The organism is Streptomyces lucensis JCM 4490 (genome assembly GCF_014650035.1).
Taxonomy (GTDB): Bacteria; Actinomycetota; Actinomycetes; order Streptomycetales; family Streptomycetaceae; genus Streptomyces; species Streptomyces lucensis.
This window is the reverse complement of the sequence record NZ_BMUE01000003.1, coordinates 115844-135182: the sequence shown is the minus strand read 5'-3', so window position 1 is coordinate 135182 and position 19339 is coordinate 115844. Positions and strand designations below refer to the sequence as shown.

General features: G+C 76.3%; 19 protein-coding genes. 14 read left to right on the top strand and 5 right to left on the bottom strand.

The window, feature by feature from the left end:
• The first annotated feature begins 343 nt into the window (after positions 1-343).
• Positions 344-1087: a glycoside hydrolase family 75 protein gene (locus tag IE177_RS08560; RefSeq protein WP_190015079.1), complete on the top strand. Its 744-nt coding sequence runs from the start codon at positions 344-346 to the stop codon at positions 1085-1087.
• Between the two features lie 44 nt (positions 1088-1131).
• Here the strand turns inward: IE177_RS08560 and IE177_RS08555 are convergent, their stop codons facing one another.
• The 3 genes from IE177_RS08555 to dhaK form a co-directional block, all read right to left on the bottom strand.
• Positions 1132-1542, bottom strand: a complete 411-nt coding sequence (locus tag IE177_RS08555) for a PTS-dependent dihydroxyacetone kinase phosphotransferase subunit DhaM (RefSeq protein ID WP_190014386.1) — start codon at positions 1540-1542, stop codon at positions 1132-1134.
• Positions 1539-2153 carry a dihydroxyacetone kinase subunit DhaL gene (dhaL, locus tag IE177_RS08550; protein ID WP_190014384.1) on the bottom strand — a complete coding sequence of 205 codons (615 nt, stop codon included), beginning with the start codon at positions 2151-2153 and terminating at the stop codon, positions 1539-1541. Before dhaL ends, IE177_RS08555 begins: the two co-directional genes overlap by 4 nt.
• Before the next feature lie 67 nt (positions 2154-2220).
• Complete coding sequence (gene dhaK, locus IE177_RS08545; RefSeq protein WP_190014382.1) at positions 2221-3213, bottom strand: dihydroxyacetone kinase subunit DhaK; 993 nt, start codon at positions 3211-3213, stop codon at positions 2221-2223.
• A 356-nt stretch (positions 3214-3569) separates the two neighbouring features.
• On the opposite strand from dhaK, the gene IE177_RS08540 reads away from it, so the two are divergent.
• Positions 3570-3914, top strand: a complete 345-nt coding sequence (locus IE177_RS08540) for a DUF3040 domain-containing protein (protein WP_229815948.1) — start codon at positions 3570-3572, stop codon at positions 3912-3914.
• A 402-nt stretch (positions 3915-4316) separates the two neighbouring features.
• Here IE177_RS08540 and IE177_RS08535 read toward each other — a convergent pair whose 3' ends face one another.
• Together IE177_RS08535 and IE177_RS08530 are read right to left on the bottom strand one after the other, a co-directional pair.
• Positions 4317-4880 (bottom strand): hemerythrin domain-containing protein, encoded by a 564-nt coding sequence (locus tag IE177_RS08535; RefSeq protein WP_190014380.1) that lies wholly within the window; start codon positions 4878-4880, stop codon positions 4317-4319.
• Positions 4881-4980: 100 nt separating this feature from the next.
• Positions 4981-5874, bottom strand: coding sequence for a polysaccharide pyruvyl transferase family protein (locus tag IE177_RS08530; RefSeq protein WP_190014378.1), 894 nt, complete (start codon positions 5872-5874; stop codon positions 4981-4983).
• A gap of 281 nt (positions 5875-6155) precedes the next feature.
• Between IE177_RS08530 and IE177_RS08525 the strand changes: the two genes are divergently transcribed.
• The 12 genes from IE177_RS08525 (at position 6156) to IE177_RS08470 (ending at position 19303) form a co-directional block, all read left to right on the top strand.
• Positions 6156-7166 carry an NAD-dependent epimerase/dehydratase family protein gene (locus IE177_RS08525; RefSeq protein ID WP_190014376.1) on the top strand — a complete coding sequence of 337 codons (1011 nt, stop codon included), beginning with the start codon at positions 6156-6158 and terminating at the stop codon, positions 7164-7166.
• 38 nt (positions 7167-7204) lie between these two features.
• Complete coding sequence (locus tag IE177_RS08520) at positions 7205-8839, top strand: carbamoyltransferase family protein (RefSeq protein WP_190014374.1); 1635 nt, start codon at positions 7205-7207, stop codon at positions 8837-8839.
• On the top strand, positions 8836-9831 hold the full coding sequence (locus tag IE177_RS08515) for a glycosyltransferase family 2 protein (RefSeq protein ID WP_190014372.1): 996 nt from the start codon (positions 8836-8838) through the stop codon (positions 9829-9831). The genes IE177_RS08520 and IE177_RS08515 overlap by 4 nt, the downstream gene beginning before the upstream one ends.
• Positions 9828-10409 carry a D-glycero-alpha-D-manno-heptose-1,7-bisphosphate 7-phosphatase gene (locus IE177_RS08510; RefSeq protein ID WP_190014370.1) on the top strand — a complete coding sequence of 194 codons (582 nt, stop codon included), beginning with the start codon at positions 9828-9830 and terminating at the stop codon, positions 10407-10409. Before IE177_RS08515 ends, IE177_RS08510 begins: the two co-directional genes overlap by 4 nt.
• A complete protein-coding gene (locus IE177_RS08505) occupies positions 10406-11416 on the top strand; it encodes a glycosyltransferase family 9 protein (RefSeq protein WP_190014368.1) in 1011 nt (336 codons plus the stop codon). The genes IE177_RS08510 and IE177_RS08505 overlap by 4 nt, the downstream gene beginning before the upstream one ends.
• Positions 11413-12375 (top strand): glycosyltransferase, encoded by a 963-nt coding sequence (locus tag IE177_RS08500; RefSeq protein ID WP_190014366.1) that lies wholly within the window; start codon positions 11413-11415, stop codon positions 12373-12375. Before IE177_RS08505 ends, IE177_RS08500 begins: the two co-directional genes overlap by 4 nt.
• The gene (locus tag IE177_RS08495; RefSeq protein WP_190014365.1) at positions 12372-13604 is read left to right on the top strand and encodes a glycosyltransferase; all 1233 of its coding nucleotides are present in this window, start codon (positions 12372-12374) and stop codon (positions 13602-13604) included. Before IE177_RS08500 ends, IE177_RS08495 begins: the two co-directional genes overlap by 4 nt.
• Positions 13601-14356, top strand: a complete 756-nt coding sequence (locus IE177_RS08490) for a D-sedoheptulose-7-phosphate isomerase (RefSeq protein ID WP_190014363.1) — start codon at positions 13601-13603, stop codon at positions 14354-14356. Before IE177_RS08495 ends, IE177_RS08490 begins: the two co-directional genes overlap by 4 nt.
• Entirely contained in the window at positions 14353-15783 is a 1431-nt protein-coding gene (locus IE177_RS08485; protein WP_190014361.1) for a PfkB family carbohydrate kinase, read from the top strand. Before IE177_RS08490 ends, IE177_RS08485 begins: the two co-directional genes overlap by 4 nt.
• 694 nt (positions 15784-16477) lie before the next feature.
• Positions 16478-17467, top strand: a complete 990-nt coding sequence (locus tag IE177_RS08480) for a glycosyltransferase family 9 protein (RefSeq protein WP_229815997.1) — start codon at positions 16478-16480, stop codon at positions 17465-17467.
• Entirely contained in the window at positions 17457-18398 is a 942-nt protein-coding gene (locus IE177_RS08475; protein ID WP_190014358.1) for a glycosyltransferase family 2 protein, read from the top strand. Before IE177_RS08480 ends, IE177_RS08475 begins: the two co-directional genes overlap by 11 nt.
• The gene (locus IE177_RS08470; RefSeq protein WP_190014356.1) at positions 18395-19303 is read left to right on the top strand and encodes a glycosyltransferase family 2 protein; all 909 of its coding nucleotides are present in this window, start codon (positions 18395-18397) and stop codon (positions 19301-19303) included. The genes IE177_RS08475 and IE177_RS08470 overlap by 4 nt, the downstream gene beginning before the upstream one ends.
• Positions 19304-19339 lie beyond the last annotated feature (36 nt).

Here is a 19339-nt window from a genome sequence, read left to right as displayed (position 1 = left end):
GGCAAGAGGGCGGCGCGAGCGGCCGTTCGGGTGGCCGTGCTGGTGGCCGGCCGGGGAAGTTACGTATGCTGAACCTGCCTGCGGCTGAACTCCCCCGGAACGAGGGGAAGTTCGCCGCCCGTGGCGCGGACACGCTGTCGTCGCCGATCCCGCGCCGACGTGGACGGCCGGGGGTCCGGGCCGGCACCGGCCCGGACGCCCCGGCCCCTGTTGTCCCCTCACCGGGTGTCAGAAACGTGCTCCATCCGGCCTCTTCGGTGCGGCCCGGAGGGCCACGAGCCCCGGCACACACCACAGTGGGCGGGTCCCCGCGTCCCCGAGGAGAGGGTCTCTCATCGTGCGTGTGCGTGTCCCGTCGCTGACGCTGGCCGTGGCCGGCGCCGCCCTGCTCGCCCCCGCGTCGCTGCCCGCCACGGCCGCCGCCGTCCCGCCCCGGCAGGAGCCCCGGCCGCGCGGCGAGAGCGCCGTCTCCGCCGCCGATCTGCTGGCCCGGCTCGGCCCGTGCACCCAGGTCTCCCGGGGCCGCTACCGCTCGGACGCCGACAGCCGTGCGAACGTGCCCGTCTGCGGCACCAGGGACGCCGTCTACTGGAAGTCCGACCTGGACGTCGACTGCGACGGACAGTCCACCGCCCGCTGCAACCGCCGCACCGACCCGCTGTTCGCCGCCGCCACCGCCTATCAGCAGTCCGACGGCCGCCACCTGAACGCCGAGAAGCTCCCCTACATCGTGATCCCGGCGCCCAGCCGCATCTGGAACCCCCTCGCACAGGGCGTGCGGGGCGGCTCCGTCGTGGCCGTCGTCTACCGGGACCGGGTGCGGTACGCCGTGGTCGGCGACACCGGCCCGCGCGACATCATCGGCGAGGCCTCCTACGCCACCGCGCGGGCCCTCGGTATCCGGGCGAACCCGCTCGACGGCGGCACGGACTCGGGAGTCACCTACATCGTCTTCAAGGACTCCCGGGTGCTCCCGATCGAGAACCACGCGGCGGCGGTGGCGGCGGGGGAGCGGCTGGCCAGGCGTTTCGTCGAGGACGGGGACGATGGCGGGGACGGTGAGAACGGCGGTGACGGGGACGGATGACCCGCCGTGCCGGGACACGGGGTCCCGACACGGGCCGTGTCCCGTCACACCTTCCGGTAGCCGTACGCCTCCGTCGCCGCCGCCTCCACAGCGTCCAGGCCTGCACCCGTGGCCGCGGTGACGACCGCGGCCACCGCGCCCTCCAGGAACGGGGCGTCCACCAGCCGCGTGCCCTCCGGCAGCTCGTCGCCCTCGGCGAGCAGTGCCTTCACGGTGAGCACGGCACTGCCCAGGTCCGTGAGCACCGCGACCCCGCCGCCCCGGTCGGCCGAGGCGGCGGCGGCGGAGATCAGCTCGGCGCTGGTGCCGAGCCCGCCGCCCTCCCTGCCGCCCGCCGCGGCCACGGGCACCGCCTCGGCCCCGCCCGCCAGCCCCTTCGCCAGCTCCGCCACCGAGGCGGCGACCTCCGCGCTGTGGGACACCAGCACGATCCCGACCGGCTTGCCGTCGCTCACCGTGAGCCCTCCGCCCCCGAGGCCGCTTCCTCGAGCGCGGCGATCAGCAGCGCCGACGAGGTCGCCCCCGGGTCCTGGTGGCCGATGCTGCGCTCGCCGAGGTAGCTCGCCCGGCCCTTGCGGGCCTGCAGCGGGACGGTGGCCACCGCACCCGCCTCGGCGGCCGCCCGCGCCGCGGCGAAGCCGTCGGCGAGCGCGTCCACGGCGGGGATCAGGGCGTCCAGCATGGTCTTGTCGCCGGGAGCCGCCCCGCCGAGGGCCATCACCCCGTCCACCCCCGCGCGCAGCGCCTCGGCCAGCTGCGGCGTGCCGACCTCTGCGGCATCGCCGAGCGCCTTGCCGGACCGGCGCAGCAAGGTGCCGTAGAGCGGCCCGGCGGCGCCGCCGACCGTCGAGATCAGCTGCCGCCCCGCCAGCGTCAGGACGGCACCCGGTGTGTCCGTCGCCTCCTTCTCCAGCGCGGCCGTCACGGCCCGGAACCCACGCTGCAGATTGCTGCCGTGGTCGGCGTCCCCGATGGCCGCGTCGAGGGCGGTGAGCCGGTCCGCCTCGCGGTCGACGGACGCGGCGGCCACCGTCATCCAACGGCGGAAGAAGTCGGCGTCGAGCACTTGATCTCCTTGCGTGGTAGGGCTGTCGACCGGCATGCGGGATTCCGTGATCACCTGGTCCGCGGTATCACATCCCCCAGCGCAACGCAGGGGTCCGCACCGGCGCGTCCCACAGACGCAGCAGTTCCTCGTCGACCTGGCACAGCGTCACCGAAGTGCCCGCCATGTCCAGGGAGGTGACGTAGTTGCCCACGAGGGTGCGGGCCACGGCGACACCGCGCTCGCGCAGCACCCGCTGCACCTCGGCGTTGAACCCGAACAGCTCCAGCAGCGGAGTCGCGCCCATGCCGTTGACCAGCACGAGCACGGGACTGCTCGGGGGCATGTCCTCCAGGATCGCGTTCACCGCGAAGTCGGCGATCTCCCCGGAAGTCATCATCGGGCGCCGCTCCCGGCCCGGTTCGCCGTGGATGCCGATGCCCAGCTCCAGCTCGCCGTCCGGCAGGTCGAAGGTGGGGCTGCCCTTCGCCGGCGTCGTGCAGGCGCTGAGCGCCACACCGAAGCTGCGGGAGTTCTCGTTCACCTGGCGGGCGATGGACTCCACCCGTTCCAGCGTCCGGCCCTCCGCCGCCGCGGCGCCCGCGATCTTCTCCACGAACAGGGTCCCGCCGGTGCCGCGCCGGCCGGCCGTGTAGAGGCTGTCGGTGACGGCCACGTCGTCGTTCACGAGCACCTTGGCGACCTGGACGCCCTCGTCCTCGGCCAGCTCGGCGGCCATGTCGAAGTTGAGTACGTCGCCGGTGTAGTTCTTCACGATGAACAGCACCCCGGCCCCGCTGTCCACGGCGGCCGCGGCGCGGGCCATCTGGTCCGGCACCGGTGAGGTGAAGACCTCCCCGGGGCAGGCGGCGGACAGCATGCCCGGGCCGACGAACCCGCCGTGCAACGGCTCGTGCCCGGATCCGCCGCCCGACACCAGGCCGACCTGCCCGGCCACGGGCGCGTCCCGCCGGACGATCACCCGGTTCTCCACGTCCACCGTCAGATCGGGGTACGCGGCCGCCATGCCGCGCAGCGCGTCCGCCACGACGGTCTCCGGCACGTTGATCAGCATCCTCATGGGTGTCTCCCTGTCGCGGACTCCGTGCTGACTCGGGTGACGGGGCGTCAGGTACCGGCGGCCGCCCCGGGAGGCGGCCGCCTGTCCCGTCTACTGGCAGTATCGGCCTTGCGGCGGCGAAGGTCACCTGAGACGACACGGCCTCACGGCCCGTAGCGGCCCGTGAACCGGCCGTCCCCGCCGTGGACCGAGCGCATCGCCCGCCCTTGGGCACGGGCGGCGCGCGGCACCCCCGCGGAGCGCCGGCGCCGGGGACCGGGGACGGCCCCGCATCGGCACGGCCGTCCGGGGAACCCGGGGACCGGAAACCTCGGGGCCGGGGGACCGGGAGACCGCCGACCGGCGGAGGAGGTGCCGTGGCCGTGGACGACTGGGAGATGCGGGAGATGCACGACAAGGTACGGCTGTCGCGGAGCGAACGGCTCGCGCTGCTGCGGATCGAGGCGGTCCTGCGGCAGGACCGCCGGTTCACGCGCCGCATGGGCACGCCGCGCCGCGAGTTCTGGCTGCCGGCGGCGGTACTGCTGCTCGGGGCCGCTTCGGTCTTCGTGGCCGTCATGGGCATCCGGACCTACGACCCCGCGCTGCTGTGGTGCTTCGCGCTGCTGTGGCCGCTGACCCTCTTCCAGGCGTTCCGGCTGCGGTGCCGGTCGGCCCGCCCCCGGCCCCGCCCGGACGCCGGAACCACCCACTGGCTCTGAACAGCTCCGGTACGGGGGCCGCGCCGGGTACATGACGCCGCCCCACCCGGCGCACGGCGCCCGCCCGACCCGGCCCCTGCCACCCGCCCGGCTCGGCATCGGGCGGACGCCCGCGACTCGGCGCACGGCGCCCGTCCGGCTCGGCTCCTGCCGCCCCTCCTGCCGCCCCTCCGGCTCGGCACCCGGCGGAGGCCTGCGACTCGGCACACGGCGTCCCCCGGCCGCCGTGCACCGCGTCCGCCCGACCCGGTGCACGGCACCGCCGCCGCCGGGGCCTGCGCACGGCGTCCGTCCGGTCGGGCGCGCGGCACCGCGGACCCGGTACGGCCCCGTACGAAGGAAGCCCGCCCGCCGGTTCCGGCGGGCGGGCCAGGTGCGTCGCGCGATCAGTGTGCTGCGCGCTCAGCCCTCCTTGCCGCGTCCCGACATCGCGTCGCGCAGCCGGTCCACCAGGCCGGCACCCGGGGCCAGCATCTTGTTGGCCGGGGGCTTGTCCGGCGCCGCCGGGTGCGGGCGGGTCGGCGCCGTCTTCTTCGCCCGGCGGACTTTGTCGCCCAGGTCCATCAGCGCGTCGGCGGAGCAGGCCTGCTCCAGCTTCGGGAAGAGGTTCTGCTCCTCGTCGGTCACATGGGACCGGATCTCGCTCATCAGCCGGGCCATGAGCGTGTCGAACCGCGGATCGTCCGCCTCCAGGCCCTCCAGGTCCTTCATGATCCGTTCGGCCCCGGCGTGGTCCTCGAGCTCCTTGTCGGCGATGGCATCGCCGCCCGGCACGTGCTCCCGCACCGCCGGGTACAGGTAGGACTCCTCCGCGATCGAGTGCCGGACCAGCTCCATGGTGGCCTGGTCGGCGAGGACCTTGCGGTTCTTGGAGCCGGGCGGCAGCGCCTCGATACGGCCGAAGATCTCCTCGACCTCGCGGTGATCGGTCGTCAGCTCCTGAATGACGTTTCCGCCGTGACCCATGTCGTTACCTCCTGCGAGCATCGCGGCGGCCCGTGAGCGGCCGGCCGTCGCCGCCCCGGGTGCCCCCCGCGCCGCGCGTTACACGGCCCGCTCCGCGCTGTCAGCGCATCGAGTGGCAGGCGGCGGCCGTCCGGCCCGGCTCGGACAGCGCCCACTCCCACCAGCGGTCCAGGATCCCGTCCGACAGCGCTTCCGCCCCGACCAGCGCGGGCCAGCGCACGGCCCTGGCCTGCGCGCTGACCTTGGCGCCGCCCGCGACCGGGTCGACGGCGATCACCGGCACACCCGTGCGCAGCGCCAGCACCAGACCGTGCAGCCGGGTGGTGACGACCACGTCGAAGCGGGAGACGAGAGCCAGGAACTGCTCGGCCGTCGCGCACAGCCGCCAGTCGTCCACGGCGAGCCGGGTGTCGGCCGGCACCCGCGCGCAGTCCTTGCCGGCCAGCCAGCCGGTGAGCCGCTCGTTGACCTCCCCGTGCCGGCGGCGTCCGCCGTACTCGCCCTGCCCCGCACAGAGAACGACCCCCGCCACGGGCGGCAGCGGACCCGCCGGAGCCCGGGACGCGAGGTCGTGGCGGGCGGCGGCCGCGGTGCCGTCCCGGGCCACGATCTCGTCGAACCCGGTGGCCGCCGGGTCCGCCGGGTCGACGACCGACACTCCGGCCGCGAGTCGCCGACAGGTTCTGAACCTGGCATGCAGCGCGGCGACCTGCGGCCCGTGCACCGGACCGCACACGAAGACCAGGGTGTCGTACGCGCCCGGTTCGGCCGTCTCCAGGGACAGGGCGCCGGGACGGAAGCCGGGGCTCCACGCCGTGTCGTGCCGGATACCGGCCCCGGACAGCGCCGCGGACACCTGCCGCTGGGCCAGCACGTCCCCGGCGGTCGCCTCCCCGTCGAAGAAGCTGAACCAGCCCGTGAGCAGCGTCCGCCCGGGGCCCCGGGCGGACGCCCGCAGGGAGCGCAGCAGGGTGGCCGCGAGGTCGTCGTGCATGTCCCACATCCACCGTGGTCGGTCGCCGGAGTCGCGCGAGTACCCCCCTGCCCGGAGAATAAGAACCAACGTGTGAACCCAACCGGCAGGGGAACTCAGCTGCCAGTGCCGTCCAGCAGGCGGCGGCCGACCAGGGCGGCCCCAGGTATCAGGGGCCCGGGCCCTGTCCTCTCATCCCCCGACGGGCCGGCGACGTCGGACCCGGCGACGCGACGCGCACCCGAACGCCCAGGCAGGGACGTTCCGAGGGGCGCGGACGACGCGGACGAAGGAATAGCCCCATGACTGGTGACACACCGTTCTCCTGGCGGCGCGCCCTCGTGACCGGCGGCGCCGGCTTCCTCGGCTCCCATCTGTGCGAACGGCTGCTGGATTCAGGTGTCGAAGTCGACTGCGCCGACAACCTGGCCTGCGGCCGCCGCGAGAACGTCGCTCACCTGGAGAACCGGCCCGGGTTCCGTTACGTGCACTGCGACGTCTGCGCCCCCGGCTGCCCCGGGCTGCTGCCCGGCCCCTACGACCTGGTGCTGCACTTCGCCTGCCCGGCGTCGCCCGCCGACTACCTGCGCATGCCCCTGCAGACCCTGGACGTGGGCAGCCTCGGCACCCGCAACGCCCTGGCGGTCACCGAACGCGACGGGGCGCGCTTCCTGCTCGCCTCCACCTCCGAGGTGTACGGCGACCCGCTCGTCCACCCGCAGCACGAGGGCTACTGGGGCAACGTGAACCCGGTGGGTCCGCGCAGCGTCTACGACGAGTCCAAACGCTTCGCCGAGGCACTGGTCACCGCGCACGCCGGAACCAGGGGCACGGACGCCGGAATAGTACGGCTGTTCAACACCTACGGTCCGCGCATGCGCGCCCACGACGGCCGCGCCGTACCGACCTTCATCTGTCAGGCCCTGGCCGGTGAACCGCTCACCGTCACCGGCGACGGCAGCCAGACCCGCTCGCTGTGCTACGTGGACGACACCGTCGACGGCGTCCTGCGGGTGGCCGCGAGCCGGTCCGTGCGCCCGGTGAACATCGGCGGCAGCGACGAGATCACCGTCGCCGACCTGGCCCGCCGGGTGGTCGCCCTCACCGGTTCCCGCTCACCGATCGCGTTCGTCGACCGGCCCGTCGACGACCCCGGCCGGCGCCGCCCCGACACCAACCTCGCGCGCGAACTGCTCGGCTGGTCGCCGCAGATCCCCTGGGAGGAGGGCCTGAAGCAGACCATCGCCTACTTCGCGGCCCTGCCGCCGCAGCTTCTCCCGGCCGAGGAGGACCCGGCCCCGCAGCAGTCCTGACCCCGACCCCCGACCGTCCCCGGCCCAGGAGACAGCGCATGCACGTCCTCGGTATCAACGCACTCTTCCACGACCCCGCCGCAGCCCTGATCACCGACGGCGAGGTCGTGGCGGCGGCGGAGGAGGAGCGGTTCTCACGCCGCAAGCACGGCAAGCGTCCCGTGCCCTTCTCGGCCTGGGAGCTGCCCGAGCAGTCGGCCCGCTGGTGCCTGCGGCAGGCCGGTCTCACCCCGTCCGACCTGGACGCCGTCGCCTACTCCTACGACCCCGCGCTCGCCCGGCCCGCCGAACGCATGGGCCTCGACGACCCCTGGGACCACCTGCGCCAGGAGTACGCCCGCCGGGCCCCCGCCTTCCTCGCCGAGGCACTGCCCGGACTCGACCCGGCGAAGGTGCGGTTCGTCCCGCACCACGTCGCGCACGCCGCCTCCGCCGGTCCCCTCTCGCCGTACCCGGACTGCGCCGTCCTCGTGCTGGACGGCCGCGGCGAGTGCGGCTCGCACCTGGCCGGCCGCTGCACCAACCGGGAACTGACCGTCCTCGGCACCCAGGAACTGCCCGACTCCCTGGGCCTGTTCTACGAGGACCTCACCCAGCACCTCGGCTTCCTGCGCAGCAGCGACGAGTTCAAGGTGATGGCACTGGCCTCCTACGGCACCCCGCGCTTCGCCGACCGGCTGCGCACCCACGTCCTGGCCGACAACCGGGGCGGCTTCCGGGCCCGCCCGGTGCCCTGGGCCGACCTCGTCCCGCCGCGCCCGCCGGACGGAGCCTGGAGCCAGAACCACGCCGACCTCGCGGCCAGCGCCCAGCTGTGCCTGGAGGAGACCGTGCTGGCCCTCGCCCGGTGGCTGCGCGAACGAACCGGCGAGGACGCGCTCGCCATGGCCGGCGGTGTCGCCCTGAACTGCGTGGCCAACACCCGCCTGTGGCGGGAGAGCGGCTTCCGGCACGTATGGGTGCAGCCCGCGGCCGGAGACGCCGGCACCGCTCTGGGCGCCGCCGCCCACGTGGCCGGCCAGAAGGACACCCTGGAGCCGATGCCGACCGCCGCCCTCGGCCGCGGCTGGAGCGACGCCGAGCTGCGGGAGTGGCTGGAGCGGGCGGCCGTGCCGTACGAGGAGCCCGCCGACATAGCGGAGACGGCCGCCGAGGCGCTGGCCGCCGACGGGATCGTCGCCTGGTTCCAGGGCCGCAGCGAGTACGGGCCGCGCGCGCTGGGCCACCGCTCGCTGCTCGCGCATCCCGGCAGGGCGGCGAACGTCGAACGGCTCAACGCCGTCAAGGGCCGCGAGGAGTTCCGGCCCGTCGCCCCGATGGTGCTCGCCGAACGCGCGGCCGAGATCTTCGACGGGCCGCTGCCCAGTCCTCACATGCTCTTCGTGCACGACGTGGCCGATGCCTGGAAGGACCGCATCCCGGCGGTCGTCCACGTCGACGGCACCGCCCGCGTCCAGACCGTGGACCGCGTCCAGGAGCCCCTGGTGGCCCGGATGATCGACGGCTTCGAGCGGCGCACCGGACTGCCGGTGGTCGTCAACACCAGCCTGAACACCGCCGGCCGGCCCATGGTCGACGACCCCCGGGACGCCCTGGAGTGCTTCGGATCGGCGCCCGTGGACCTGCTGGTGCTCGGCCCGTTCGCCGTCCGCCGAGGGAAGGCGTTCGCATGAGCGACGCGCCCGCCTACACCGTCGTGGTCCCCACGATCGGCCGCGCCTGCCTCGCCGAGTGCCTGCGCGCCCTCGCCGAGGCCCGGGGCCACCCGCCCCACGAGGTGGTCGTCGTGGACGACCGGCCCGTGCCGGACGGCGACCTGCCGGTCCAGGCCGCCGGACAGCTCCTGGACCGGGTGCGCGTCCTCCGCACCGGAGGCGAGGGCCCGGCCGCTGCCCGCAACACCGGCTGGCGGACCGTCCGCACGCCCTGGACGGTCTTCCTCGACGACGACGTCCAGGTCCTGCCGGACTGGTCCCGGCTGCTCGCCGAGGACCTGCGCCAGGCCGGCGAGGACGTCGGCGGCATCCAGGGACGGCTGCAGGTCCCCCTGCCCCCGGACCGCCGGCCCACCGACTGGGAACGCAACACCAAGGGCCTGGAGAACGCCGCCTGGGCCACCGCCGACATGGCCTACCGCACGCAGGCGCTGACCCGGGTCGGCGGATTCGACGAACGCTTCCCGCGGGCCTTCCGCGAGGACGCCGACCTCGCCCTGCGCGTCGAGCGGGCCGGCTGGTCCCTGGTCCGCGGCAAGCGGGTCACCCGGCACCCGGTCCGCGCCGCCCACTGGTGGGCCTCGCTGCCCGCGCAGCGCGGCAACGCCGACGACGCCCTGATGAACCGGCTGCACGGCCGCGACTGGTGGGACCGCGCCCAGGCGCCGCGCGGACGGCTGCGCCGCCACCTGGCGGTCACCGGCGCGGCCCTCGCCGCCGCCTCCTGCGCCCTCACCGGCCGGCGCCGCGCCGCGACCGCCTGGGCGGCCCTGTGGACGCTCGGCACCGCCGAGTTCGCCCTCGCGCGCATCCTCCCCGGCCCCCGGACCGCCGGCGAGATCGCCGGGATGCTCGGCACCAGCGTGCTCATCCCACCCCTCGCCGTCCGGCACTGGCTGCGCGGAACCGTCCGTCACCGGCACGCCCGGCCCCTGGGAGGTACCGGGTGAACGACGTCCGCGCCGTCCTCTTCGACCGCGACGGCACCCTCGTGGCCGACGTGCCGTACAACGGCGACCCTGGCCGGGTCCGGCTGCTGCCGGGCGCCGCCGAGGCCGTCGCGCTGGCCCGCTCCCACGGCCTGGCCACCGCAGTGGTGAGCAACCAGTCCGGCATCGGGCGGGGACTGCTCACCGCCGGGCAGGTGCGCCGCGTCAACGAGCGCGCCGACGCACTGCTCGGCGGGGTGGACGCCTGGCTGTTCTGCCCGCACGCCCCGGACGCCGGCTGCGACTGCCGCAAACCCCGGCCCGGCCTGGTCCTCGACGCCGCCGCACGGCTCGGCGTCGACCCCGCCCGGTGCCTGGTGATCGGTGACATCGCCGCCGACGTCCTGGCCGCCCACGCGGCCGGCGCCCGCGGGGTGCTCGTCCCGAACGCGGCCACCGCCCCCGGCGAGGTGGCGCGGTTCGCCGATCTGAGCGCCCCCGACGTGCTCACGGCGGTGCGCACGGCGCTGGCCCCCGCCCGTCCGCCCCGCCCGCCGCGTCCGCTGCGTCCGGCCTCGTCCGGCAGGGGGGCGCGATGAAGACCCTCGTCGTGCGTCTCGACAGCTTCGGCGACGTGCTGCTCGCCGGCCCCGCCGTGCGCGCCGTCGCCGCCCGCTCCTCGCACGTCACCCTGCTGTGCGGCCCGCGCGGCGCGGACGCCGCCCGGCTGCTGCCCGGCGTCGACGGCGTTCTGGTGTGGGAGGCCCCCTGGGAGGGCTTCGACCCGCCCCCCGTCCGGGCCCGGGACGTCGACGCCCTGGTCGGCCGGCTGCGCTCCGGAGCCTACGACCGCGCCCTGATCCTCACCTCCTTCCACCAGAGCCCGCTGCCCACCGCGCTGCTGCTGCGGCTCGCGGGCGTCGGCCGGATCGGCGCCGACAGCGCCGACCACCCCGGGAGCCTGCTGGACGTGCGCCACCGGCGGGCCCCCGGCCGCCACGAGGCCGAGGCGGCCCTCGACACCGCCGCCGCCATGGGCTTCCCGCCGCCGCCCGGGGACGACGGCCGGCTGCGGGTGCTGCCGCCGCCGGACACCAGCGGTCTGACCGGCCCCGGCCCGTACGTCGTCCTGCATCCCGGGGCCAGCGCACCCGCCCGCGCGTGGAGCCCGCACCGGTGCGAGGAGGCCGTCGCGCTGCTCGCCGACGCAGGTCACCGCGTGGTCGTCACCGGAGGGGCCGGAGAGACGGAACTGACCCGGCGGGTCAGCGGGGACCTGGCCGTGGACCTCGGCGGCCGGACCGGTCCCCGCACCCTCGCCGGGGTGCTGCGCATGGCCGACGCCGTGGTCAGCGCCAACACCGGCCCCGCCCACCTCGCCGCCGCGGTCGGCACCCCCGTGGTGTCGCTGTTCGCGCCGGTGGTCCCGGCCGGCCGCTGGGCGCCGTACGGCGTCCCCACCATCCTGCTCGGCGACCAGTCGGCGCCGTGCGCGGGCACCCGGGCCCTCACCTGCCCGGTGCCCGGCCACCCCTGCCTGGACGAGGTCACCGGGCAGGACGTGGTGCGCGCGGTGCACAAGCTCATCCAGGAGCGGCGCTCATGAACATCCTCGTCTGGCACGTGCACGGATCCTGGCTCACCGCCTTCGTGCGGGGCCCGCACACCTACCTGGTCCCGGTCACCGAGGACCGGGGACCGGACGGGCTCGGCCGGGCCGTCACCTGGGACTGGCCGCCCACCGTGCGCGAACTCACCCCGCGGCAGCTGCGGGACCACGCCGTCGACCTGATGGTCCTGCAGCGGCCCCACGAACCCGGCCTGGCCCTGCGCTGGACCGGCCGCCGGCCCGGCGTCGACGTGCCCGCCGTGTACGTCGAGCACAACAGCCCCGACGCCTCCCCGGAGCGTCAGCTCCACCCGCTGGCCGGACAGTCCGCGATCCCCGTCGTCCACGTCACCCACTTCAACCGGCTGATGTGGGACAACGGCCGGGCGCCGGCCGAGGTCGTGGAGCACGGCATCGTCGACCCGGGCCCGCTGTGGACCGGCACCGAGCGGCGCGCCGCCGTCGTGGTCAACGAGCCCGTGCGCAGGGGCCGCACCACCGGCACCGACCTGCTGCCCCGGTTCGCGCGGTCCGCGCCCCTGGACGTCTTCGGCATGAGCACCGAAGGACTCGCCGGGCACCTCGGCCTGCCGCCGGAGCGCTGCCGCACCCGGGACCTGCCGCAGTACGAACTGCACCGGGAGATGGCCAGGTGCCGCCTCTACCTGCACCCCGTGCGCTGGACGTCGCTCGGCCTGTCCCTGCTGGAGGCCATGTTCCTGGGCATGCCGGTGGTCGCCCTCGACACCACGGAGATCCGGGAGGCCGTACCCGACGGCGCCGGGGTCGTCTCGAACCGCCTCGACGTACTCGAGGACGCCGTACGGGAGTTCCTCGCCGAACCGGAGCACGCCCGCCGCACCGGCGAGGCCGCCCGGGCCTCGGTGCAGGCCCGCTACGGAGAGCGGCGCTTCCTGGACGACTGGGAACGCCTGATCAAGGAGGTCACCCGATGAGCCGTACTCCGCACACGGCCGGGCGCGTCGCCATGGTCTCCGAGCACGCCAGCCCACTGGCCGCGCTCGGCGGACCGGACGCGGGCGGCCAGAACGTGTACGTGGCACAGGTCGCCCGGCAGCTCGCCAGGAAGGGACACCGGGTCACGGTGTACACCCGGCGGGACTCGGCGGGCCTGCCGGACCGGATGACCCTCATCGACGGCGTACAGGTGGTGCACGTGCCCGCCGGACCGCCCGCGCCCGTCCCCAAGGACGAACTCCTGCCCCACATGGCCGAGTTCGGGGAGTTCCTCGCCCGCGCATGGGTGAAGAGCCCGCCCGGCGTGGTGCACGCCCACTTCTGGATGTCCGGCCTCGCCGCCCTGACCGGCACCCGGGGCCTCGGCATCCCCGTCGTGCAGACCTACCACGCGCTGGGCACCGTGAAGAAGCGCTACCAGGGCGCCGCCGACACCAGCCCGGCCGCACGCCTCGCGATCGAGGAGGCCATCGGTCACGAGTGCGCCAGGATCATCGCCACGTGCAGCGACGAGGTGGCCGAACTCAAGGCCATGGGCCTGCCGGAGGACCGGATCGACGTCGTGCCCTGCGGCGTCGACCCCGACCAGTTCGCGCCCGTCGCCCCGCCCCGGCCGGCCGGCGCGCGCAAGCGTCTGCTGGCCGTCGGCCGGCTCGTGCCCCGCAAGGGATTCGACCGCGCCATCCGCGCCCTGGCGGGCGTTCCCGACGCCCAGCTCATCGTCGCGGGCGGCCCCGAGGCCGACCTGCTCGGCGCCGACCCCGAGGCCGCGCGCCTGCGGGCCGTCGCCGGCGAGTACGGCGTCCTGGACCGGGTGACCCTGCTCGGCGGCGTCGGCCGGGCCAGCATGCCCCGGCTGATGTCCAGCGCCGACCTCGTGCTCTCGCTGCCCCGGTACGAGCCCTTCGGCATCGTCCCATTGGAGGCCATGGCCTGCGCCACCCCGGTCGTGGCCACCGCGGTGGGCGGCCAGCTCGACACGGTCGTCGACGGCACCACGGGCGTCCTGGTCCCGGCCGACGACGACCACGACCTCGGCGCGGTGATCCGCTCCCTGCTCGCCGACCCGGACCGGCTCGCCCGCTACGGCGCCGCCGGCCGCGAACGGGTGCTCGCCCACTACACCTGGGACCGCGTCGCGGACGGTGTGGCCGGGGTGTACGACGCCGTGTCCTCGATCCGCTCGCTCTCGGGAGTCGTCCGATGAAGACCGCCAACGGCACGAAGACCGGCACCGGCACCACGCACTGCGACGACCTGGCGACGGCGCTGGAGACGTTCCGCGACCGCGCAGCGCTCATCGAACGCTGGGGCGCCGAACTCGCCCGCCGCCTGGGCGGCGGCTCCCGGCTGCTCGTCGCGGGCAACGGCGGCAGCGCCGCGCAGGCGCAGCACCTGACGGCCGAACTCGTGGGCCGCTACCGGGACGACCGGCCGCCGTTCTCCGCGGTCGCCCTGCACGCCGACACCTCCTCCACCACCGCGATCGCCAACGACTACGGCGTCCAGGAGGTGTTCGCCCGCCAGACCGCCGCCCACGGCCGCCCCGGGGACGTCCTCATGCTGCTGTCCACCAGTGGCGCGAGCGCCAACCTGCTGGAGGCCGCCGAGCGCGCCCACCGGCTCGGCATGACGGTGTGGGCACTCACCGGCCGGGCCCCCAATCCACTGCAGCTGGGCGCGGACGAGGCCCTGTGCGTGGACGCCCCGGTCTCCGCCACCGTGCAGGAACTGCACCTGGTCGCGGTGCACATGCTCTGCGAGTCCTTCGACCGGGCCGTCGAGCGGGGCGAGGCCGACCGGGCCGGCGACACGGGAGCGGACGGCGGGCCGCGCCCGGCCGGCGGGCCCGGCGCCGATGGCAGGCCGAGCGTCGTCGGCCGGCTCGTCGGCCGGGCCCGAACCGTCGGCCGGTCCGCGCCCGACGGGCCCGTGGCCCCCAGGAAGGGACACACATGACCACCTCGCGCACACCCCTGGTCGTCGTCGGCGACGCGCTCCTCGACCACGACCTGTGCGGCCGGGCCGAACGGCTGGCGCCGGACGCGCCCGTGCCCGTGGTGCACGGCACCCGGCGCAGCTCCCGCCCGGGCGGCGCGGCCCTCGCCGCCTGCCTCGCGGCCTGTGACGGCCGCCCCGTCACCCTCGTCACCGCGCTCGGCCGGGACGCGGCCAGCGACACCCTGCGCGAGCTGCTGGCCGGCCGGGTCGACCTGGTGGAGGTTCCGCTGGAGGGCACCCTCAGCAGCAAGACCCGCGTCCTCGCCGGCGACCGGCCGCTGTTGCGCCTCGACGACGGCGACGGCCGCGCCCGCGCGGCGACCGGTCCCGCCGAGGCCACCGTGACCGGGGCCGGCGGCGTGCTCGTGGCCGACTACGGCCGCGGCACCGCCGACGTCCTCCGGGCCGCCCTGGCCACCGCGGCCACCCGGGCACCCGTCGTGTGGGACCCCCATGTGCGCGGCCGCGCACCGGTCCCCGGCATCCTGCTGGCCACCCCCTCGGCGCAGGAGGCCCGCGCCTTCGCCCGCCGGGCGGACGACGGCGAGGACACGGGCGACGAGGCCGGACTGCGCACCGCGGCCCGTGACGCCCGCACCCTGGTGCGGGCCTGGCGGGCCCGGGCCGTCGCCGTGACCCTGGGCGAGCGCGGCGCGCTGCTCTCCCACGGCGAGACCCCGCTGCTCGTACCGACCCCGGCCGCCGCGGCGGGCGATCCGTGCGGGGCCGGCGACCGGTTCGCCGCGGCCGCCGCCGGCCTGCTCGCCGACGGCGGACTCACCGAGGACGCCGTCCAGGCCGCCGTGCACGCCGCGAGCCGTTACGTGGCCGAGGGCGGGGCACGAGCGGTCGCCGCCGTCCGGGAGCCGGAGACGTCCGCCCCGCACCAGGCCGACGGCCACTCCAGCGCGGACGCCGTGCGCACGGCCGCCCGGGTGCGGGCCGCCGGCGGCACCGTCGTGGCCGCGGGCGGCTGCTTCGACCTGCTGCACGCCGGTCACGTCGCCCTGCTCCAGGCCGCCCGCCGGGCCGGCGACTGCCTGGTCGTCTGCGTCAACTCCGACGACTCGGTGCGCCGCCGCAAGGGCGACTCCCGTCCCCTCGTCCCGGTCGCCGACCGGGTCCGGGTGCTGCGCGCCCTGGAGTGCGTGGACGCCGTCGCCGTCTTCGACGAGGACACCCCCGAGCGCGTCCTCGGTGAACTGCGCCCGCACATCTGGGCCAAGGGCGGCGACTACGCACGCACCCGGCTGCCCGAACAGCCGCTCGTGGAGAGCTGGGGCGGGCAGGTCCTGCTCCTGCCCTACCTCGACGGCCGCTCCACCACGGGCCTGGCCCGCCGCGCGGCCCTGACCCCCACACGGCCGGGGAGCCCGACACGATGAATCACGCGCCCCCTCCCGCGGCCCCCGCGCTCCCGCCACCCGGCCCGCCCGCACCAGGTGACGTCCTCCCGGCCCGGCCGGCACCGCCCGCCCCTGCCCGGCCGCGGCGGACCTGCCCGGCCGCCCGGCTCCACCCGCGAACGGAGCCGCCGAGGTCACACGGCGTCCTGCCGGCCCGGACGGCGTTCTCCGTCCCCGCCCGGAAGATGGGCGGCCCCCCGAAAGCCGTTCAGCCGGCCCGGCGGCGCCCGCGGGCGGGGCTGCCCGCGTGGGGCGGCGGGTCGCCCGGCCGGTGGGTGGTTCTCGTCTCCGGCCGGTCACGGGGCGGCTCGCGACGGGCCGTTGCGGCGGATCGGTCGCGCCTGCGGGTCGGGCTGTGCGCCTGGTGTGGTGCTTCGTCCGGCCGCGCGGCAGGTGCGGCCTCTGCGCGGGTGCGGTGCGGTGCGCGGGGTGTCCTTGCGGTGGTCTGGCCGTGCCCGCGGGCGGGGTCGCCCGCGTGGGGCGGCGGGTCGCCCGGCCGGGAGGCGTTCCTCGCGTCCGTTCGGCCACGGCGCGGCTCGAGGAGGGACCTCCCGGTGGTCGGGGTCCCGCTGCGGGCGGGGCCGTCGGGGGCATGTGGCGGCTCGTCGGGCCGGGGGGCCGCTGTGGCCGGCCGTCCGGGCGGGGCCTCATCGCGCACCGGAGGGCACGCCGGGTGACCAGGATCCCGAGTCGTCCGACCGTCCTGGTGCTGCGTGCGCTGGGGCTGGGCGACCTGCTGGCCGGGGTGCCCGCGCTGCGTGGTGTCCGGCGGGCCTTTCCCGGCCATCGGATCGTGCTCGCCCAGCCACCGTGGCTCACCGAACTCGCCCTGGCCACCGGCGCGGTCGACGCCGTGTTCCCGGCCGAGGCGCCGGGGCGGGCGGTGCCGTCCCTCGCGCACTGGACCGGGCCGCCGCCCGACGTGGCGATCGACCTGCACGGCAACGGACCCGAGAGCCGCGACGCGCTCGCCGCCCTGCACCCGCGCCGCCTGCTCGCCCACGCCTGCCCGGACGCGCCGCCATGGCATGGACACGCCCACGAACGGGACCGCTGGTGCGCCTTCCTGGAGGGCTTCGCCATCCCGGCCGACCCCCTCGACCTGCGCCTGCCCCGGCCCTCCGGGCCGTCCCCGGCGCCGGGTGCGGTGGTCGTGCATCCGGGGGCGGCCTCGGGTTCCCGCCGCTGGCCGGGGGAGCGGTTCGCCGTCGTCGCCAGGTGTCTGCGCGCCGCCGGACACCGCGTGGTGCTCACCGGAGGACCCGGCGAGGAACCCCTGCTGCGCCCCGTCGCCGAGCGAGGCGGACAGCGCGCGTGCGACGTACTGACCGGCCTGGCCCTCGGGGAACTGTCCGCGCTGGTCGCCGAGGCCGCCCTGGTGCTCAGCGGAGACACCGGACCGGCCCATCTCGCGGTGGCCCACGGCACCCGCTCCGTCACCCTCTTCGGCCCCGTCTCCCCCCGTCTGTGGGGGCCGCCGCCCAGTCCGGACCACCTGGCCCTGTGGAAACCCGGGCCGCCCGGCGACCCGCACGGCCGCACCCCCGACGCCCGCTTGCTGCGCATCGGCACCGGTGAGGTGGCCGCGGCCTGTCTGACACTGCTGCGGCCGGCCCGCGGCGGCCCACGCGGCACCGGAACGGAGGTGGCGCATGTCCACTGAGCGGGCCCCCCGCTTCGCCCCGCGCCCCACCCAGGGCGGCGATCCGAGGACCACGGTCGCCGTCATCACCCGCGACCGGTGCGCCAGTCTGCTGCGCACCCTCGACGCGCTGGCCGCCCTGCCCGAGCGCCCACCGGTGATCGTCGTCGACAACTCCCGCCACGACACCACCCTGCGGGCGGTCCGCGACCACCCGGCCGTCTCCCGCCTGCTGCGGCCCGCCGCCAACACCGGCGCCCTCGGCCGCAACCTGGCCGTCCGTCACGCCCGCACCCCCTACGTCGCCTTCAGCGACGACGACTCCTGGTGGGAGCCGGGCAGCCTGAGCCGGGCCGCCGACCTCCTGGACGGCCACCCCCGGCTCGGTCTGCTCGCCGCCCGCACCCTGGTCGGCGACGCCGCCGCCGAGGACCCCCTCAACGAGATCCTCGCCGCCTCGCCCCTGCCGCCCGAGCCGGACCTGCCCGGCCGCCCGGTGCTCGGCTTCCTCGCCTGCGCCTGCGTGGTGCGCCGGGAGGCCTTCCTGGGCGCCGGCGGCTTCCACCCGCTGCTCTTCTTCGGTGGCGAGGAGACCCTGCTCGCCTACGACCTGGCCGCACAGGGCTGGGGCGTCGCCTACGAGCCCACCCTGCGCGCCCGGCACCACCCCGAGGACCACGGCCGCACGGGCCGTTCCTTCCTCGTCCGGCGCAACCACGTCCTCACCTCCTGCCTGCGCCGTCCCTGGCCCGTGGCACTGCGCGCCGGCGCCGACCTGGTCCTGGCCGCCGCGGCCGGCCGCCCCGGCGCCCGCCGCGCCCTGCGCGAGACCCTCGCCCGGTTCCCGGCCACGCTCGCCCGCCGGCGCCCGCTGCCCCCGCACGTCGAGCACGCCGCCCGCATCCTCGACGGGCAGGCTGCCGGGCACCCGGACGGAGAGGCCGCCCCATGACCCGGACGCTCCCCGACGACCGCACCACGGTCGTCCTGATCACCCACAACCGGCGCGAGGAACTCCTGCGCACCCTCGCCGTGCTGAGCCGGCTGCCCGAACGCCCCCCGGTGATCGTCACCGACAACGCTTCGACCGACGGCACCGCCGAAGCCGTCGCCCGGGAGTTCCCCCGGATGACGCTGCTCCGCCCCGGCCGCAACCTCGGGGCCATCGGCCGCAACCTGGCCGTCCGGCGCGTACGCACCCCCTACGTCGCCTTCTGCGACGACGACACCTGGTGGGAGCCGGGCAGCCTGCGCCGGGCCGCCGACCTGCTCGGCACCCGCCCCCGGCTCGCCGCCGTCACCGCGCGGATCGTCGTCGAACCCGCGGGCACCGAGGACCCGGTCGTGCGCGAACTGCGCGAATCCCCGCTGACCGGCCCCGACTGGCTCCCGGGACCCGCGCTCGGCTCCTTCCTCGCCGCCGCCACCGTCCTGCGCACCGAGGCCTTCCGCGCCGGCGGCGGCTTCCACCCCGGCCTCTGGCTCGGCGGCGAGGAGGAACTGCTCGCCTGCGACCTGCTGCGGCAGGGCTGGTGGCTCGCCTACGCCGACGAGCTGACCGTCCACCACCACGCCTCCCGGCTGCGCGACAGCACCGCCCGCCGCGTCCTCGGCCTGCGCAACACGCTGTGGTTCACCTGGCTGCGCCGCCCCCTGCTCCCGGCGCTGCGCCGCACCGGGCACCTGATCCGCACCGTGCCCCACGACGCCGCCTCGGCGCGCGCGTTCGCCCACGCCACCGCCGGGCTGCCCTGGGTGCTGCGCCAGCGCGACCCCGTACCGCCGGAACTGGAACGCCGGCTCGCCGCACTGGAGCGGGCACGCCGCGACTCACCCGCACGGCGGTATGTCGGCTGAGTTCCCGGGGCCGCGCCCGAGGGCCGCCCGTGGGCC

Bases quoted from the DNA above. Each gene is read 5' to 3' on its own strand.
- IE177_RS08530 (WP_190014378.1), bottom strand. From the start codon at position 5,874: ATGCACGACGACCTCGCGGCCACCCTGCTGCGCTCCCTGCGGGCGTCC.
- IE177_RS08515 (WP_190014372.1), top strand. From the start codon at position 8,836: ATGAGCGACGCGCCCGCCTACACCGTCGTGGTCCCCACGATCGGCCGC.
- IE177_RS08485 (WP_190014361.1), top strand. From the start codon at position 14,353: ATGACCACCTCGCGCACACCCCTGGTCGTCGTCGGCGACGCGCTCCTC.
- dhaK (WP_190014382.1), bottom strand. From the start codon at position 3,213: ATGAGGATGCTGATCAACGTGCCGGAGACCGTCGTGGCGGACGCGCTG.
- IE177_RS08470 (WP_190014356.1), top strand. From the start codon at position 18,395: ATGACCCGGACGCTCCCCGACGACCGCACCACGGTCGTCCTGATCACC.
- IE177_RS08490 (WP_190014363.1), top strand. From the start codon at position 13,601: ATGAAGACCGCCAACGGCACGAAGACCGGCACCGGCACCACGCACTGC.
- IE177_RS08505 (WP_190014368.1), top strand. From the start codon at position 10,406: ATGAAGACCCTCGTCGTGCGTCTCGACAGCTTCGGCGACGTGCTGCTC.
- IE177_RS08495 (WP_190014365.1), top strand. From the start codon at position 12,372: ATGAGCCGTACTCCGCACACGGCCGGGCGCGTCGCCATGGTCTCCGAG.
- IE177_RS08525 (WP_190014376.1), top strand. From the start codon at position 6,156: ATGACTGGTGACACACCGTTCTCCTGGCGGCGCGCCCTCGTGACCGGC.
- IE177_RS08500 (WP_190014366.1), top strand. From the start codon at position 11,413: ATGAACATCCTCGTCTGGCACGTGCACGGATCCTGGCTCACCGCCTTC.
- IE177_RS08520 (WP_190014374.1), top strand. From the start codon at position 7,205: ATGCACGTCCTCGGTATCAACGCACTCTTCCACGACCCCGCCGCAGCC.
- IE177_RS08475 (WP_190014358.1), top strand. From the start codon at position 17,457: ATGTCCACTGAGCGGGCCCCCCGCTTCGCCCCGCGCCCCACCCAGGGC.
- IE177_RS08535 (WP_190014380.1), bottom strand. From the start codon at position 4,880: ATGGGTCACGGCGGAAACGTCATTCAGGAGCTGACGACCGATCACCGC.